At 68.9% G+C, this 15,595-nt stretch carries 16 protein-coding genes; 7 read left to right on the top strand and 9 right to left on the bottom strand.

The window, feature by feature from the left end:
* Positions 1–46 precede the first annotated feature (46 nt).
* Entirely contained in the window at positions 47–1,492 is a 1,446-nt protein-coding gene (locus tag Q0P60_RS18050) for a GGDEF domain-containing protein (protein ID WP_294996780.1), read from the top strand.
* Between the two features lie 9 nt (positions 1,493–1,501).
* On the opposite strand, the gene Q0P60_RS18045 is transcribed toward Q0P60_RS18050, so the two are convergent.
* Positions 1,502–1,972 (bottom strand): hypothetical protein, encoded by a 471-nt coding sequence (locus Q0P60_RS18045; RefSeq protein WP_294996778.1) that lies wholly within the window; start codon positions 1,970–1,972, stop codon positions 1,502–1,504.
* A gap of 5 nt (positions 1,973–1,977) precedes the next feature.
* Positions 1,978–2,424, bottom strand: a complete 447-nt coding sequence (locus Q0P60_RS18040; protein ID WP_294996776.1) for a universal stress protein — start codon at positions 2,422–2,424, stop codon at positions 1,978–1,980.
* Between the two features lie 141 nt (positions 2,425–2,565).
* On the opposite strand from Q0P60_RS18040, the gene Q0P60_RS18035 reads away from it, so the two are divergent.
* The 4 genes from Q0P60_RS18035 to Q0P60_RS18020 all read left to right on the top strand — a co-directional run bounded on the left by Q0P60_RS18035 (position 2,566) and on the right by Q0P60_RS18020 (position 7,687).
* Entirely contained in the window at positions 2,566–3,483 is a 918-nt protein-coding gene (locus Q0P60_RS18035) for a LysR family transcriptional regulator (RefSeq protein ID WP_294996775.1), read from the top strand.
* A gap of 152 nt (positions 3,484–3,635) precedes the next feature.
* Positions 3,636–5,165, top strand: a complete 1,530-nt coding sequence (locus tag Q0P60_RS18030; RefSeq protein WP_294996774.1) for an MFS transporter — start codon at positions 3,636–3,638, stop codon at positions 5,163–5,165.
* Between the two features lie 21 nt (positions 5,166–5,186).
* Positions 5,187–6,269: an HlyD family secretion protein gene (locus Q0P60_RS18025; RefSeq protein WP_294996772.1), complete on the top strand. Its 1,083-nt coding sequence runs from the start codon at positions 5,187–5,189 to the stop codon at positions 6,267–6,269.
* The gene (locus tag Q0P60_RS18020; RefSeq protein ID WP_294996770.1) at positions 6,266–7,687 is read left to right on the top strand and encodes an efflux transporter outer membrane subunit; all 1,422 of its coding nucleotides are present in this window, start codon (positions 6,266–6,268) and stop codon (positions 7,685–7,687) included. The genes Q0P60_RS18025 and Q0P60_RS18020 overlap by 4 nt, the downstream gene beginning before the upstream one ends.
* 34 nt (positions 7,688–7,721) lie before the next feature.
* On the opposite strand, the gene Q0P60_RS18015 is transcribed toward Q0P60_RS18020, so the two are convergent.
* From Q0P60_RS18015 to Q0P60_RS17990, 6 genes are all read right to left on the bottom strand, one after another.
* A complete protein-coding gene (locus Q0P60_RS18015; RefSeq protein WP_294996768.1) occupies positions 7,722–8,120 on the bottom strand; it encodes a hypothetical protein in 399 nt (132 codons plus the stop codon).
* Between the two features lie 124 nt (positions 8,121–8,244).
* Positions 8,245–8,583 (bottom strand): hypothetical protein, encoded by a 339-nt coding sequence (locus Q0P60_RS18010; protein ID WP_006469105.1) that lies wholly within the window; start codon positions 8,581–8,583, stop codon positions 8,245–8,247.
* A 78-nt stretch (positions 8,584–8,661) separates the two neighbouring features.
* On the bottom strand, positions 8,662–9,603 hold the full coding sequence (locus tag Q0P60_RS18005) for a DegV family protein (RefSeq protein ID WP_294996765.1): 942 nt from the start codon (positions 9,601–9,603) through the stop codon (positions 8,662–8,664).
* 94 nt (positions 9,604–9,697) lie between these two features.
* Positions 9,698–10,330 (bottom strand): 2-hydroxychromene-2-carboxylate isomerase, encoded by a 633-nt coding sequence (locus Q0P60_RS18000; protein WP_294996763.1) that lies wholly within the window; start codon positions 10,328–10,330, stop codon positions 9,698–9,700.
* Between the two features lie 21 nt (positions 10,331–10,351).
* Entirely contained in the window at positions 10,352–11,635 is a 1,284-nt protein-coding gene (locus tag Q0P60_RS17995; protein ID WP_294996761.1) for an amidohydrolase family protein, read from the bottom strand.
* Positions 11,635–12,990, bottom strand: coding sequence for an amidohydrolase (locus Q0P60_RS17990; RefSeq protein ID WP_294996810.1), 1,356 nt, complete (start codon positions 12,988–12,990; stop codon positions 11,635–11,637). The genes Q0P60_RS17995 and Q0P60_RS17990 overlap by 1 nt, the downstream gene beginning before the upstream one ends.
* Before the next feature lie 208 nt (positions 12,991–13,198).
* On the opposite strand from Q0P60_RS17990, the gene Q0P60_RS17985 reads away from it, so the two are divergent.
* On the top strand, positions 13,199–13,975 hold the full coding sequence (locus Q0P60_RS17985; RefSeq protein ID WP_005414446.1) for an AMP nucleosidase: 777 nt from the start codon (positions 13,199–13,201) through the stop codon (positions 13,973–13,975).
* Positions 13,976–14,018: 43 nt separating this feature from the next.
* Positions 14,019–14,558 (top strand): DUF924 family protein, encoded by a 540-nt coding sequence (locus tag Q0P60_RS17980; protein ID WP_049421811.1) that lies wholly within the window; start codon positions 14,019–14,021, stop codon positions 14,556–14,558.
* 78 nt (positions 14,559–14,636) lie between these two features.
* On the opposite strand, the gene grxD is transcribed toward Q0P60_RS17980, so the two are convergent.
* Complete coding sequence (grxD, locus tag Q0P60_RS17975; RefSeq protein ID WP_294996758.1) at positions 14,637–15,563, bottom strand: Grx4 family monothiol glutaredoxin; 927 nt, start codon at positions 15,561–15,563, stop codon at positions 14,637–14,639.
* Between the last annotated feature and the right edge of the window lie 32 nt (positions 15,564–15,595).

Here is a 15,595-nt window from a genome sequence, read left to right as displayed (position 1 = left end):
GGCGGGGCTATCGTGCGCGCATACGGCCTTGCGGATCGGGGGAGGCATGCCGGTAGTGCTGGCGCTGTTGTATGTGCTGTGCCATGGCTTGGTCGTGACCCTGTGGCCGGGGCCGGCCGGCGCGGGCTCCTTCGTGTTCCTGACCGGTGCGCCCCTGCTGGCGGCGATCGCCTGCCTGTGGCGGGCACGCCGCGACCGCGCTGCGCTGGGCTGGCGGGCCACTGCGCTGGCGCTGCTGCTGTGGGCCGGCGGCATGGCGTTCAACATGATCGATGCGCTGGGCGCCGGCCGCGCCGACATCACCCCGCGGGCCAGCCTGTTCCTGTACGTGCTGTACGGCGTGCCATTGGTGTTCATCCTGGCCCGTGCGCGCCGCGAGCGCACCGGCATCAGCCTGATCGATGCTGCGATGGCGGCACTGCTGGGGGTGCTGTTCTTCGTGCACACGCAGTCGTTCGCCGACCGGGTCGAGGTCGACCCGCTGGCCATGGTCAGCATGCAGCGCATGTTCGATCTGCAGAACCTGTGCATCGCCGGTTTCGCGGTGGTGCGCTGGCTGGCCGGTGATGTTCCCGAGCGGCGCAGTTTCTTCCGGGTGCTGGCGCTGTACGCGCTGGCCTACCTGCTGGTGGCGTACTACATCAACCACTACACCTCGGAGGACGCCTTCGGTGCCTACAACGACCTGCTGATCGACCTGCCGTTCCTGCTGCTGGCACTGCTGGCGTTGAGCCGGGCACCGTCGCCGGGGGCACTGCCGCATCCGCGGCTGGTGCGCACGGTGCAGGCCGCCGGGCCGATGATCCTGCCGTTGCTGCTGCTGGTGGTGGGCACGCTGGTGGTGGACCACGCACGGCCGCTGGCGGTCAGCGGGTTCGTGGTGGCGACCCTCGGCTTCGGCCTGCGCAGCGTCCTGCTGCAGACCGACCTGATGGAGCGCCAGGCCGGCCTCGACCAGCTGGCAAGGCAGGATGGCCTGACCGGCGTTGCCAACCGCCGCGAGTTCGATGCGCTGCTGCTGGCCGAGTGGAACCGTGCGCGGCGCAGCGGCAGCCCGTTGGGGCTGCTGCTGGTGGACATCGATCATTTCAAGGCCTTCAACGACCAGCACGGCCATCCGGCCGGCGACCGCTGCCTGCAGGCCGTGGCCAAGGTATTGAAGGCGATCGCCGGCCGCGCCGGCGACAGTGTGGCGCGCTACGGCGGCGAGGAGTTCGCGGTGATCGTGCCGGGAAGCGCGCTGTCGGGGGTATTGGCATTGGCCGAACGCCTGCGCGATGCGGTGGAGTCACTGCCGCTGGCGGAGGGATCGGTCAGCATCAGCGTCGGCGTGGGCTACCTGCATCCGCCCGCGCTGGCCAGTGCCGACCAGCTGCTGGCCGATGCCGATGCCGGGTTGTATGCGGCCAAGCGCGCGGGCCGCAACCAGGTGGTGCTGCACGCGCAGGTGCTCGATGACGAAGGCAGCGAGCACGGCACGATGGACTGCTGAAGGCAGGCGTCAGCGCTGCCGCTGCCAGCCCGCAGGATCGAGCAGGCGCAGCCCGACCGGTGACAACGAACGTTGCCGCAGGGGCAGCCGTGCCGCCTGCACCGCGTGTGCACAGCGTGCCAGCTGCTGGCGCAATGGCGCCAGCGTGTCGCCCTCGCGCGGCCGCGCGTGCCGCCACTGGGCGATGCGCAGCAGGCAGACCAGCAGGTCCAGTTCGCTGGCGGAAATGAAGGGTGAGCCGGCCGGCAGCAGATCGATCGGTGCGGTCGGGGTGGCCAGCAGCGGCAACAGGCCGACGAATGCTTCGCAGCCTTCAGGGTCCAGCCCGAGGCTGCTCAAGCGGGCCCGTCCGGCGGCGTGCAGATCCGGCTCGCTCAACTGGCGTATCGCCGCCAGCAGCTCCTGTTCGCCCCGGCCGAACTGGCGGCCGAGGGCGCGGTAGCTGACCCGGGTGGGAAACAACGGGGAACGGGAGGCCATGGCAGCTAGGGTTGTGGGTCGCGGGTTTCCACCAGCACCGGGCACGGCGCGTGGTCGATGGTCCATTGCCCGATCGACGGTTCGAACAGGCGTTGCAGGCGCGACAGATGGCGATGGCCGATCACGATCAGGTCGCACTTCAGGCGCCGCGCCTGCTCGCTGATCACCTCGCCTGGATCGCCGGAGGGAAGCTGCGCGATGGCATCAACGCCGCGTTCGCGCAGCTCGGCCAGCGCTTCCGCCAGCACGGCTTCGGCGCGCGAGCGCTGGCGCGCGGCTTCCGGGTACTCGAGGCGGTCGGCCTCGCTGGCGTCGGCGGCCAGCGCGAATTCGGGGTCGAGCACGCACAGCAGGTGCAGGCGGCTGCGCGGGCCGGCGATGGCCGCGGCCAGGTCCAGCACGCGTGCGTGCTGGGGGCCGCCGTCGAGGGCGACCAGCAGGGTGGTGAACATGGATGTCTCCTTGGCAGGCCGGGGATGGTCGCCGATGTCGCCGCGCGCACCCATGCCGTGCGCGGCAGTCAATGAATGCGTAAAACGCAATCCATGGTGGCAATGCGTGCCGTACAGTCATCTGATTTAGCGGAGACTGTCATGCCCCTGCCGGACCTGAACCTGTTGCTGGCCCTGGACGTGCTGATTGACGAATGCAGCGTGGCCGCCGCCGCGCGGCGGATGAACCTGAGCGCGCCGGCGATGAGCCGTACCCTCGGCCGCATCCGTACTGCGCTGGGAGACCCGGTGCTGGTGCGCGCCGGCCGCGGGCTGGCGCCGACGCCGCGCGCGCTGCAGCTGCGCGAGCAGGTGCGCGACGTGATCGAGCAGGCCCACCGCGTGTTCAACGCCGGCCGCGAGATCGACCTGCTCACCCTGGAACGTACCTTCAACGTGCGCGCCAACGATGTCTTCATCGGCGGCTTCGGCGGGCGCCTGCGCGAACTGTTCCGCCAGCAGGCGCCACGTGCGGTGCTGCGCTTCGTGCCCGAGGGTGACACCGACGACGACGCAATGGCGCAGGGGCGGATCGACCTCTACATCAGCACGGCCGGCAAGCATGCGCCCGACACCAAGGTGCAGAACCTGTTCAGTACCTCGTTCATGGGCGCCGCGCGCGAAGACCATCCGCTGTTCGACGAGGAGATCAGTGCCGAGCGCTTTGCCGCCTGCGACCACATCGCGGTCTCACGCCGCGGCCTGCCGCGCGGCCCGATCGACGACGACCTGGCCACGCTGGGCCTGCAGCGACGGGTCGCGCTGATCAGCCCGACCTTCCATGGCGCGATCTTCGCCGCCGCCGAATCGGACCTGATCCTGCCGCAGATGCCGAGCGTGATGCTGGAGCGGATCGTCAGCATGCGGCTGCCGCTGCGCCTGTTCCCGTTGCCGATCCCGGTACGCACCGCCGCCATCGTCCAGGCCTGGCACCCGCGGCTGGACAACGATGCCGCCCACCAGTGGCTGCGGCGCGCGATCAAGACCATGTGCGAAGACGCCGAGGGCAGCCCGCGCTGATTGCCGGGGCGTGCGCCAGGCGCACGCCTGGGATGCCGGTGACGCCATTTTTCGCAGGGTTCCGGCTCCCTAGACTGCGCTCCCCGGAGTTTCACTGAGCGCATTCCAATGACTCTCAACATGCCGTGCGCTGCACGGATCGGCGACCGGCGATGAACGTGCCGGCCGCCCCTGTCCCGGCCGCCGCAGCGCCCCGTCCTGTTGCCGCCCCCGGGCTCGACCGCCGCGTGCTGGTCGGCCTGTGTGGCGTGCTGCTGGCGGTGCTGGTGTCCGGTTTCAACGAGAACGTCACCAAGGTCGCGCTGGCCGACATCCGGGGGGCGATGGGCTTCAGCGTCGATGACGGCAGCTGGATCGTCGCCCTGTACAGCGCGATGTCGGTCAGCGCGATGGCCTTCGCCCCCTGGTGTGCCGCCACCTTCTCGCTGCGCCGTTTCGCGTTGGCGATGATCGGCGGCTTCATGGTGCTGGGCGTGCTCTGCCCGCTGGCACCGAACCTGCAGGTGTTCCTGCTGCTGCGGGCACTGCAGGGCCTGTGTGGCGGCGCGTTGCCGCCGTTGCTGATGAGCGTGGCGCTGCGCTTCCTGCCGCCGGGCATCAAGCTGTATGGGCTGGCCGGCTACGCGTTGACCGCCACGTTCGGCCCCAGCATGGGTACGCCGCTGGCCGCGTTCTGGGTCGAACAGGTGGGCTGGCACTGGGCGTTCTGGCAGATCGTGCCGTACTGCCTGGCCGCGATGGCGATGGTCGGCTGGGGCTTGCCGCAGGATCCGCTGCGGCTGGAACGATTCGCCCAGTTCGATACGGTGGGCCTGCTGCTGGGACTGCCGGCGCTGGTACTGCTGGTGCTGGGCCTGGTGCAGGGCCCGCGGCTGAACTGGTTCGATTCGCCGATGGTCACCCTGATGATCGGCGGCGGCGCCGGGCTGATGGTGCTGTTCATGATCAACGAGTGGTTCCATCCGCTGCCGTTCTTCAAGTTGCAGCTGCTGGCCAACCGCAACCTCAGCTATTCGCTGGTGACGCTCGGCGGCGTGCTGTTCGTGCTGCTGGCGGTGATCTCGATCCCGTCCGGCTTCCTCGCCAGCGTGCAGGGCTATCGCCCGCTGCAGACTGCACCGATGCTGCTGTGGGTAGCGTTGCCGCAGGTGGTGGCGCTGCCGCTGGTGGCGGCGCTGTTGAACATCCGCGCGGTGGATTGCCGCTGGGTGCAGGCCACCGGCCTGGCGATGCTGGCGTTGGCGTGCTGGCTTGGATCGCAGCTGGACGTTGCCTGGATCCGCGACAACTTCCTGTGGGTGCAGCTGCTGCAGGTGTTCGCCCAGCCGATGGCGGTGCTGCCGCTGCTGATGCTGGCCACCGGTGGCCTGGCGCCACAGGACGGGCCGTTCGCCTCGGCCTGGTTCAACACCGTCAAGGGCTTTGCTGCGGTACTCGCCAGCGGCGTGCTGGATGCCGTCGCCCAGGGCCGTCGCCACTTCCATTCCACCGTGCTGGTGGATCGCCTTGGCGAGCAGCCGTGGCTGGCCGACGGCCCGCAGCTGGGCGCCCGCCTGCATGCGCAGGTACAGGCGTTGACCTCGGCCGACCTGTACTGGGTGGTTGCGCTGGTCGCGCTGGCCTTCATACCCCTCATTGCCTGGATGCCCACCCGCATCCATCCGCCACGTGCCGTGGCCTGAACCTTTCGCAGGAATTCCCCCATGAAGATCAATCGAACCACTCTCCATACCGGCCTCGGCCTGGGCGTGCTGGCCTTGGCCATCGGCGCCTGGCTGCTGCTGCGCGACGGCGGCCACCAGACCACCAACAATGCCTACGTAGTTGCCGACTACACGCTGGTTGCGCCGAAGATCCCCGGCTTTGTCAGCACCGTGGAGGTGGAGGACAACCAGGCGGTAAAGGCCGGCGACGTGCTGGCCCGCATCGATGACCGCGACTACCAGGTGGCGCTGCAGGCGGCGCGTGCCGACCTTGCCAATGCCCGTGCACAGCTGGCCAACGCGCAGGCCGCGCTGGCCCAGCAGGGCTCGCTGATTGAACAGGCCAGGGCCAGCGTCGATGTCAGCCGCTCCGAACTGACCCTGGCCAGCGCCGACCAGCAGCGTTACCGGGAGCTGGCCCGCGACGGCGCCGGCACCGTGCAGAACGCGCAGCAGGCGCAGTCGAAGCAGGCCGTGGCCAGCGCCCACCTGCAGCAGGGCCAGGCGGCGCTGTCGACCGCACGCCAGCGCACCGACATCCTCACCGCCGGCGTGCAGGCCGCACAGGCCGCCGTGCAGCGCGCCGAAGCGGCGCAGGCACGCGCCGAGCTGGACCTGTCGCATACCGAACTGCGCGCCCCGATCGACGGCATGGTCGGCCGCCGCGCGGTGCGCGTGGGTGCCTACCTGACCCCGGGCACGCCGGTGGCCGCGGTGGTTCCGCTGAAGCGTGCGTTCGTGGTCGCCAACTTCCAGGAAACGCAGATGACCCGCATGCAGGCCGGCCAGCAGGTTGAACTGAAGGTGGATGTATTCCCGGGCAAGCCGCTGCGCGGCCACATCGACAGCATCGCCCCGGCGACCGGCGTGACCTTCGCTGCGGTTGCGCCGGAAAATGCCACCGGCAACTTCACCAAGGTGGTGCAGCGCATTCCGGTCAAGATCGTGCTGGAGCCGGGCCAGCCGCTGCTCGACCAGCTGCGTGCCGGCATGTCGGTGGAAGCCCGCGTCGATCTGGGCAGCCGCGCGCGCACGCAGAGCGCACAGCGCCGGCCGGGCCACAAGGGCGGGGAGGGCGCATGAACGCAGGCCGCGTATTCCGCACCCTCGTTGCGGCCACCCTGTGCACGGCCCTGGTGGCCTGCACGATGGGCCCGGACTTCGTGCGCCCGCAGGCAGCGCTGCCCGGTCACTGGCAGGGCGAGGCTGTCGCCGGCCATGCGATCGACCAGGACGCCGCCTGGTGGGCCGGCTTCGACGATCCGCTGCTGGGCCAGTTGGCCGGCCAGGTGCTGCAGGCCAACCTGGACCTGCAGCTGGCCGCCAACCGGGTGCAGCAGAGCCGCGCCGCGCGTGGCATCAGTGCTGCCGACCGCCTGCCCAGCGTCAGCGCAACCACCAGCGGCGTGCGTGCGCGCAACAGCGAGGTGGGCCTGAATGATCCGTCCGGCAACGGCGGTCGTGATGATTACGGGCTGTTCCAGGCCGGCATCGGCCTGAGCTGGGAACTGGACCTGTGGGGACGCGTGCGCCGCCAGGTGGAAGCGGCCGATGCACGCGTGCAGATGGCGGAGGAAGATGCGCATGCGGTGCGCATCGCGTTGCTGGCGGAAACCGCGCGTGATTACCTGCAGTTGCGCGCGACCCGGCAGCTGCTGGCGATCACCGAGGACAACCTCAGCATCGCCCACGACATCAAGCGCCTGACCGAAGCGCGCCAGCGCCACGGCGTGGCCAGCACCTTGCAGGTATCCAGCGCGGCCGCGCAGGTCGCAGCGTTGCAGGCACGCATCGCACCGCTGCGGCACCGCGAATCACAGCTGCGCAATGCACTGGCGTTGCTGCTGGCGCAACCACCGCAGGCCCTGGATGCGCAGTTGCAGGATGCACGACGTGACTGGCCGGCATTGCCGGCGGTGGCGGTGGGCGTGCCCAGCGAGTTGGCCGCGCGGCGGCCGGACATCCGCCGTGCCGAGGCGGCACTGCATGCGGCCACGGCGGGAATCGGCGTGGCCAAGGCCAGCTTCCTGCCGCGCATCACCTTGAACGGCGATGCCGGTTTCCAGGCCAGGCAGCTGGATGACCTGGACGGCTGGAACGCGCACCGCTTCAGCATCGGGCCGTCGATCAGCGTGCCGATCTTCCAGGGCGGCCGCCTGCAGGCCAACCTGGCGCTGAGCAGGCTGCAGCAGCAACAGTCGGCGCTGCAGTTCCGTCGCACCGTGCTGCAGGCGTGGCACGAAGTGGACGATGCCATCGATGGCTATGCCGCCGAGCAGCAGCGTACGCTGCAGCTGCATGTGGCGGTGGACGAGAGCGAGACCGCGCTGGGCGCCGCGCGCCGGCAGTATCAGGCCGGCGTGGTCGACATGCTGGACGTGCTGACCACCCAGCGCATCGCACTGGACAACCAGGCCGCGCTGGCCAACAGCCAGGCCACGGCAGCGATCGCACGGGTGGAGCTGTACCGCGCACTCGGCGGTGGATGGCAGGACCGTTGAGCGGCCAGGCCGGCACGGTGGAACCCACCGCCGCTCAGGGCTGGGGTTTTTCCCGCTTGCGGAACAACAGGTAGGGCCAGATGCCGACCAGCAGCAAAGCGATGAGCGTGCCGCAGGCACGGGCGAAGGCCGGCTTCGCCGGGTCGGTCCAGACCATGCCGAGCAGGAGCAGGCCGAACACGATGGTCGGTCCGCCGAACAGGACCATCGCGAAGGTCTTCACCCTGCCGCTGGTGGGCGCGTTGGCCAGCTTGCCGACCATGTCGGTGCCACCGAAGTGCACCTGCAGTGCGTCGCCTGTCGAGCGTGCGGGCTGTGGCTTGGCAGGTTCCGGGGGGGCCACCGGCTGCTGCAGGTCCATTTCCCGGGAGGCCTGCGGCAGCAGGTCGTCCAGGTTGGTCTGCTCGATGAGGGCTTTCAGCTTGGGGTCCATGTGCAATCCGTGCCGCTACCGTTGGCGGCGGCACGATAGCAGCATCCCCAAACCGCAGATAGTCCCAATCCAGGTCGGCCGCTAGCGTGGCAGCGGCACGCCGGGCGTTGCCCGGCGCGGCATCTCAACGCACGTCGCGCAGTTCCCAGTGGTGGCCGGCCAGCAGGCGCAGGCGCTGCTTGAACACATCGCTGTCGATACGGGTGGTGGCCACCAGGTTGATGCGCAGGTCCTTCTGCTCGCCGGTCACGGTGGCATCCGGGTCGGTCACGCCCCACTGCGGTTCCACCGCATCCGGGTCGGGCTGCTTGGCCTTCCAGCGCTCGAACAGGGTGCCGCTGCGCAGGGCGTCCTGCAGTTCTTCGGCGAAGCCGGCGGCGCCCTGCGAATGGAAGGACAGGTCAGGGTCGTTGCCGCGGGCCTTGGACGGATCGGGCAGGCTGATGTGGTACTGCGCAGGCATGGTGTTCTCCTTGAAGTGCGGCAAGGCTGGCACAGTGGCGGTGGAATCGATGTGCAGATTCCAGCCTGTGGCCAGCCATCATTCGAACCGATGCGGCCCATCGGCAAAGCCCACGGTGACCGCGCCCTTGCCGACATTGACCATGCCGGTCAGGCTCATCACCGATTCGTACACGGTCACGCCGTGGCTGGCGCAGACCTCCTTCAGCTGCGCATAGCCGGGCAGGGTGCGCAGCTCGTCCAGCTCGCCGCCGTAGCTGACGCAGACCGTGGGGGTCATCAGCCCGGCACGCACGCGCTGGCCGACCACCGCGAACAGCTTCTGCACGGCATTGTCGAAGCCCTTGATCTTGGCCACCGGCCCGGTCTCGCCGCGGTAGCCATGCAGCACCGGCTTGATGTCCAGCGCACTGCCAAGTGCAGCGCTGAGCAGGCCAACGCTGCGGTCGCCCTTGTGCCGTGCACGCGCACGCATGTAGTACAGATCGCGTGTGACCATGTAGCCGTGCACGTTGCCGGCCAGTTCTTCCAGCCGCTCGCGGATCTGCTGCACGCTGGCATTGCTCTCGCGCAGGCGCACCGCTTCCACAGCAGTCACCGCCTGCGCGGCGAACAGGTTCTGGGTGTCGAGCACGCGCAGCGCGAACGGCGAGTTGTAGCCTGCCGCCTGCCGTACCGGCTTGTAGTCGTTGAGGATGGCGAAGCTGGCCTGCAGCGCGTTGTCGTGGATCGGGCTGCGGGTCTTGGTGATGGTCATGCAGAACACGTGGTCGTAATCGATCACCAGCTGCTGCAGGAACAGGTCGCGGATCTGGTTGACGCTGAAGGGGATGGTCTCCGCCTCGGCACCGTGTTCGGCCACGTGCGCGTGCAGGAAACTCAGCGTGGCCTGCTCATCGCGGTGATCGGCCAGCACCGCTTCGCCGATCCGCACGGTGATCGGCAGCAGCACGATGTTGTGCTCGGCAATGAACTCCTGCGGCAGGTCGCAGGCCGAGTCGACGACGATTCCGATGCGCATCCGCGGCTCCCCCTCCAGGGCGGTTGTAGGTTCGGAAATGTGAAAACTATCTCAAAACCGGGCCCGGCGCGCGAGGGCAACGCGCCGGCCCTGTTCAGCGGTTGCGCTGCACCGCCACCGGCAGGCTGGCCAGGCGCTGCCATTCGGGCTGCTGCAGCAGGCCCGGATCGGCCAGGACCGCCGCCATCAGCGGGTGCGCGTCGTTGCCCCAGAACAGCTCATCGTCGATGGCCAGGGTCGGCACCCCGAACACCCCGGCGGCGATCGCGGCCTCGGTGTTGCGGCGCAGCTGCTCCTTGACCGCCGGGTCGGCAATGGCGCTGTCGGCATCGTCGATACCCAGCCGTGCCGCGGGTTCGCGCAGGGCCGCGGCACTGTCGGCGGCGTTGCCATCGCGCCAGATCCAGTCGAACAGCACGTCCACCGCCTGCGTGCTGGCGCCCGCAGCCAGGCACAGGCGCAGCGCCGACAGCGGGTTGAACGGGTGGCCTGGCGGGAACCGCAGCGGGGTGCCCTCGGCCTGTGCGGTCCACAGCAGCTGGCGGTAGACGAAGCGGCGCTTGGCCGGGATTTCGGCCGGGCCGAGGTTGCCCAGGTGATGCAGCACCGCACCGAAGGCGATCGGCACGGTCTGGATCTGCGCGAACTGCGGCAGCTGCTTCAGCTTCTGCCAGTGCAGGTAGGAATAGGGCGAGATGAAGTCGAAATACCAGCGCAGCGTGGTCATCGGGGGGCTCCTTGTCTGCGGTCAGGGCTGCGCATTGCGCTGCAGGTAACGGTCGCGAAGGTCGGTCTGGCGCGAACGCATCGGCATCGCACGGCCGCCCAGCCAGACCTGTTCGGCATAGTGCGCCACGTCCAGCGGGTCACCTTCCCACAGCACCAGGTCGGCACGCTTGCCGGGCTCGATGCTGCCGATCTGGTCGCCGACGCCGAACGCCTGCGCCGGCACCCGGGTCAGCCCGGCCAGGCCATCGGCCCAGGGCAGTCCATGGGCCACCGCATTGCCGGCCAGCTGGCGCATCTTGCGCGCGTTGTGGGTGGCGTCGCCGCGCTGCACGAAGGAAACCGCCACGCCTGCGCGCTGCAGGCGTGCGGCGTTTTCCAGGGTGGCGCCGATCTGGTCGAAGCTGGCCGGCAGGTTGGCCAGTACATCGACGAACACCGGCACATGGGCGGCGGCCAGTTCAGGCGCCACCTGCCAGGCCTCGCTGGCACCGGCGATGGCGATCTTCACCTTCTCGCGGGCGGCCCAGCGCAGCAGCTGGCGGATATCGGCGGCACGGTCCACCTCCACCACGATGCGGCCCTGGCCGGCCAGGTAGCGGCTGAGCGCGCGGCGTCCGGCGGGCGTCAGCAGCGCATGCGGCGAATCCGCGGCCACCTGGCCGCGCGCCTCGTCGATCATCTGTTGCAGCAGCATCCACTGCGCGGCACGCGAGTGCCCGGTCAGTTCGGAGGCGGCCGCGCCCATGCGCAGGAACAGTGCACGCGGCCCGATCGGGTCGATGCTGCCGTCCAGCCGCATCACGCCGCCCTGGCCGGCCACGAAGCCGCCGCCGGTGGCCGCGCCGAGTGCGGTGAAGCCGATGCCTTCCAGCCGCGTCACCGGAATAAGCACCGAGGCCGGGTTGTAGGCCAGGGTGACGTCGAATTCCGGCCGCAGCGGTTGCTCGCCGATCTTCAGCGAACTGTCCACCGTGCTCGATTCGCCGGAGACCTCCTCGATGCCGGTCTCGGTGATGCCGCCGAACAGGGCGGGGGTCAGGGGCCGGCCATCGGCATCGACCACGCGGGTGCCGGCTGGTGCGGACAGGCCACTGCCCACCGCGCGGATGATCCCGCCCTGCACCAGCACGTCGGTGTTGTGCAGGCTGCCGCGCGCGCCGGCGGTGTGCACCGTCGCGTTGCGCACCAGCAGGTCCTGCGCCTGGGCGGATGCGGAGATGCTGGCCAGCACCATGGCAGTAGAGCCGAGCCACGCCCGGCGGCCCTTCGCGGCAGACTGCAGCCACTGCTTGAGCATTCCCATCAGCGCACCTCCTGGCCAAGCTGGAAATCGGAACGTGGCGTCGTCGCCGGCGCACTGCGGTCATACAGGCGCCGGCCGTCGATGAACACCTGCTCGGCCAGCGCGTACGAACTGAACGGGTTCCCGTTCCACACCACCACATCGGCCATCTTGCCGGCCTCCAGGGTGCCGGTCTGGCCTTCGATGCCCAGCGCCTTGGCGGCGTTGGCAGTCATCCAGGTGATGGCGTGTTCGGGCGTGATCTCCGGCATGCGTGCGCGGCGCGCGGAGGCCATCACCTTGGCCGCTTCCTGGTTCAGGCGCTGGATGCCCTCGGGGGAATCGGAGTGCACGATGGCGCAGCTGTTCTTCGGCCGGTCGACCAGCGCGATGTTCTCCGGAATGCCGTCGAAGGCTTCCATCTTGAAGCCCCACCAGTCGGCCCACAGTGCGCCACAGACGCCGTCGGCAGCCAGGCGGTCGGCCAGCTTGTAGGCCTCCACCCCGTGGTGGAAGGCGGCCACCTTGAAGCCGAACTCCTTGGCCAGGTCGAGCATGGTGGCCATCTCGTCGGCGCGGTAGCAGTGGATGTGCACGCGGATGTCGCCTTCGATCGCGCCGGCCAGCGTGTCCAGCTTGAGGTCGCGCTTGCCGCCGGCATCACCGGCACTATCGCCCTTGTCGCTGCCGAACCAGCCCTTGCGCTTGGCCGGCTTGGGCGTGTTCTTGGCGATGTAGTCGGCGGCATCGATGAAGGCGGCGCGGTAGCCGGCCACATTGCCCATGCGCGTGGACGGGGCCACGCCCTTGCCTTCGCCATAGACCCGCTTGGGGTTCTCGCCGCAGGCCATCTTCAGCCCCCACGGTGCACCGGGGAATTTCATCGCCTGGTAGGTCACCGCCGGCACGTTCTTGAGGGTCACGCCACGGCCGCCGACCAGGTTGGCCGAGCCGGGCAGCACCTGCATGCTGGTCACGCCGCCGGCCAATGCCGTGGCGAAGCCGGGGTCCTGCGGCCACACCGAGTGCTCGGCCCATACGTTGGCGGTGACCGGTGCGGTGATCTCGTTGCCGTCGCTGTGCGCGCCCACGCCGGGGCTGGGATACACGCCCAGGTGCGAATGTACGTCGATCAGCCCGGGGGTGACCCACTTGCCCTGCGCATCGATGCGGGTAACGCCGGCCTCGGCCTGCAGCTGGCGGCCGACGGCGACGATGCGGCCGTCGCGCAGCAGCACGTCGGCATTGTCCAGGCGCTGGCCGGTGCCGGTCAGCACGGTGGCGTTCTGGATCAGCACCGGCGCATCCGGATGCGCCTGGTAGGTGCTGGGATACGGATCGGCGACAAAGCGCGAAGCGCCCACCGCCGGTGCCATGCCCACTGAAAGCAGCGCCAGTGCCACCCCGGCGCGCAACAACGTCGATGCCATGCAGTTCCCCTTGCAGCGTGATCCAGCCGCCGACGCTAGCCGGGCGGCGGTGGGCTTGCCAAGTGACCTTCTTCACAGGCTGGCCCACGGTGTCTCGACGGCACCGCCCGCCTGGCCGAAAATAGCCGGTCCCCCGCCGTACCGGACCCCGGCCATGAAGAGCAAGCAGGAAATCGTCGACAACTGGCTGCCGCGCTATACCGGCGTGCCCCTGGACCAGTTCGGCCAGCACATCCTGCTGACCAACTTCGGTGGCTACCTGCATACCTTTTCCGAGCTGACCGGCGCGCCGGTGATTGGCCTGGACCGGCCGATGGCCAGCGCCACCATCGACGGCATCACCATGATCAACTTCGGCATGGGCAGTCCCAATGCCGCGATCATCATGGACCTGCTGTCGGCGGTGATGCCCAAGGCGGTGCTGTTCCTGGGCAAGTGCGGTGGGCTCAAGCGCAAGAACCAGCTGGGCGACCTGGTGCTGCCGATCGCCGCAATCCGCGGCGAAGGCACCTCGGGCGACTACCTGCCGCCGGAAGTGCCGGCACTGCCGGCGTTCGCGCTGCAGCGTGCGGTCTCGACCATGATCCGTGACCTTGGCCACGATTACTGGACCGGCACCGTCTACACCACCAACCGCCGGGTCTGGGAGCACGACGAGGCGTTCAAGGAGCGGTTGCGGGCGATGCGCTGCATGGCCATCGACATGGAAACGGCGACGGTGTTCGCCGCCGGCTTTGCCAACCATATCCCCAGTGGCGCGCTGCTGCTGGTCTCGGACCAGCCGATGATCCCCGACGGGGTCAAGACCGAGGCCTCCGATGCCAAGGTCAGCTCCCAGTTCGTGGAAAACCATATCCAGATCGGCATCGAGGCGCTTAAGCTTATCCGGCGCAACGGCAAGTCGGTCCGCCACCTGCGCTTCGACGAATGATGATGATGGCCTGGTGCGGCGCGCCGGCCCTGGGGAGTAGGTGATGGACGTTGCCGCGCAAGTGGTGGAATTCTGGAAGGAGGCGGGCCCTGCGAAGTGGTTCGCCCGCGACGACGCGTTCGACGCGCAGTTCCGCCAGTTGTTCCTGGATGAGCATTTCGCCGCCGCCTCGCGCGCGCGCGAACACTGGCTGGGCAGCGCCGAGGGCGCGCTGGCGTTGATGTTGCTGCTGGACCAGTTCCCGCGCAACTGTTTCCGCGGTACCGCCCATTCCTACGCCACCGATGGGCTGGCCCGGCACTACGCCATGCGCGCGATCGAGGAAGGGCTGGACCTGCAGCTGGTGCCGAAGCTGCGTGCGTTCATCTACCTGCCGTTCGAGCACTCCGAGGATCCGCTGGACCAGGACCGCTCGGTGGCGATGTTCGACGTGCTGGGTGACAAGGAATACCTGCAGTACGCCGAACTGCACCGCGACATCATCCGCCGCTTCGGCCGTTTCCCGCATCGCAACGCCGTGCTGGGCCGCATCCCGACGCCGGAAGAACTCGACTACCTCGCCGAAGGCGGCTTCGCCGGCTGACAAAAAAGGGGACGGAGGGGATTAAGTCGTTTATGGCACAAACGACTTAATCCCCTCCGTCCCCTTTTTCGGGGCCGATCAGTACTTCGGCACGCCGTTGTCGACGTCTTCCGACCAGGCGTTGATGCCGCCGGTGACGTTGAACACCTTGCTGAAGCCCAGTGCACGGAACTGCTCGGCAGCCTGCGCGCTGCGGCCACCGTGGTGGCACATGAAGGCCAGCGCGGTGTCCTTCGGCAGGGCTTCCAGCTCGGCACGGCCATTGCCATCGAAGCTCTTGAACGGCACGCCGACGGCGGCGATGGCGCGCTCGTCGGCCGGGCGCACGTCCACCAGGGTAATGTTGCCGGCACGCACCAGGTCGTCGGCATCGCGCACGCTGATTTCCTGCACCGGCTTGGGCGCGTTCGGGTTGTCGATCGCCAGGCCCTTGCCGCGGATGTCGTCCACCCAGTCGATGGTGATGCCGTTGGCGCGACGGGCGCTGGCCAGGTCGAACTGCACGCGCAGGCCATTGGACTCGGCCGCGATGGCGCCTTCGTCATGCGGAGCCAGCTGGAAGTTCGGCTGGAAGCCGGCGTCGATGGTCAGCTGCAGGGCGGCGCCCGGGGCGTCGGCGAGCGCGCCCTTGAGCATTTCCACGGCGGCCGGGGTCACGGTGATGCTCGGCGGGGTACGGTCCGGCGCGGCCAGGCCCAGCACACTGCTCAGCTCGCCGCTGGCGGCCATCTGCAGCACGATGTCGCTGCCACCGACCAGCTCGCCGTCGATGTACAGCTGCGGGATGGTCGGCCAGTCGCCGTAGGCCTTGATGCCTTCACGGATTTCCTGGTCGGCCAGTACGTTGACGTGGGCGAAGTCGACGCCGAGGTCCTGCAGGGCGCCCACGGCCTTGGCCGAGAAGCCGCACTGCGGCATCGACGGCTGGCCCTTCATGAACAGCACGACGCGATTGGCGTTGAGGATGGATTCGATGCGCGAACGCAGGGCGGGATCGAGGGACATGGACGTCGGGGTTCCGGGAATTCGAATCATCA

Origin of the sequence: uncultured Stenotrophomonas sp. (genome assembly GCF_945952405.1) — a bacterium.
Lineage (GTDB): Bacteria > Pseudomonadota > Gammaproteobacteria > Xanthomonadales > Xanthomonadaceae > Stenotrophomonas.
The sequence above is the reverse complement of the archived record's forward strand: the minus strand, read 5'-3'. Positions and strand labels throughout refer to the sequence as shown.

Bases quoted from the DNA above. Each gene is read 5' to 3' on its own strand.
- Q0P60_RS18050 (WP_294996780.1), top strand. From the start codon at position 47: ATGCCGGTAGTGCTGGCGCTGTTGTATGTGCTGTGCCATGGCTTGGTC.
- Q0P60_RS18045 (WP_294996778.1), bottom strand. From the start codon at position 1,972: ATGGCCTCCCGTTCCCCGTTGTTTCCCACCCGGGTCAGCTACCGCGCC.
- Q0P60_RS18040 (WP_294996776.1), bottom strand. From the start codon at position 2,424: ATGTTCACCACCCTGCTGGTCGCCCTCGACGGCGGCCCCCAGCACGCA.
- Q0P60_RS18035 (WP_294996775.1), top strand. From the start codon at position 2,566: ATGCCCCTGCCGGACCTGAACCTGTTGCTGGCCCTGGACGTGCTGATT.
- Q0P60_RS18030 (WP_294996774.1), top strand. From the start codon at position 3,636: ATGAACGTGCCGGCCGCCCCTGTCCCGGCCGCCGCAGCGCCCCGTCCT.
- Q0P60_RS18025 (WP_294996772.1), top strand. From the start codon at position 5,187: ATGAAGATCAATCGAACCACTCTCCATACCGGCCTCGGCCTGGGCGTG.
- Q0P60_RS18020 (WP_294996770.1), top strand. From the start codon at position 6,266: ATGAACGCAGGCCGCGTATTCCGCACCCTCGTTGCGGCCACCCTGTGC.
- Q0P60_RS18015 (WP_294996768.1), bottom strand. From the start codon at position 8,120: ATGGACCCCAAGCTGAAAGCCCTCATCGAGCAGACCAACCTGGACGAC.
- Q0P60_RS18010 (WP_006469105.1), bottom strand. From the start codon at position 8,583: ATGCCTGCGCAGTACCACATCAGCCTGCCCGATCCGTCCAAGGCCCGC.
- Q0P60_RS18005 (WP_294996765.1), bottom strand. From the start codon at position 9,603: ATGCGCATCGGAATCGTCGTCGACTCGGCCTGCGACCTGCCGCAGGAG.
- Q0P60_RS18000 (WP_294996763.1), bottom strand. From the start codon at position 10,330: ATGACCACGCTGCGCTGGTATTTCGACTTCATCTCGCCCTATTCCTAC.
- Q0P60_RS17995 (WP_294996761.1), bottom strand. From the start codon at position 11,635: ATGGGAATGCTCAAGCAGTGGCTGCAGTCTGCCGCGAAGGGCCGCCGG.
- Q0P60_RS17990 (WP_294996810.1), bottom strand. From the start codon at position 12,990: ATGGCACCGGCGGTGGGCGCTTCGCGCTTTGTCGCCGATCCGTATCCC.
- Q0P60_RS17985 (WP_005414446.1), top strand. From the start codon at position 13,199: ATGAAGAGCAAGCAGGAAATCGTCGACAACTGGCTGCCGCGCTATACC.
- Q0P60_RS17980 (WP_049421811.1), top strand. From the start codon at position 14,019: ATGGACGTTGCCGCGCAAGTGGTGGAATTCTGGAAGGAGGCGGGCCCT.
- grxD (WP_294996758.1), bottom strand. From the start codon at position 15,563: ATGTCCCTCGATCCCGCCCTGCGTTCGCGCATCGAATCCATCCTCAAC.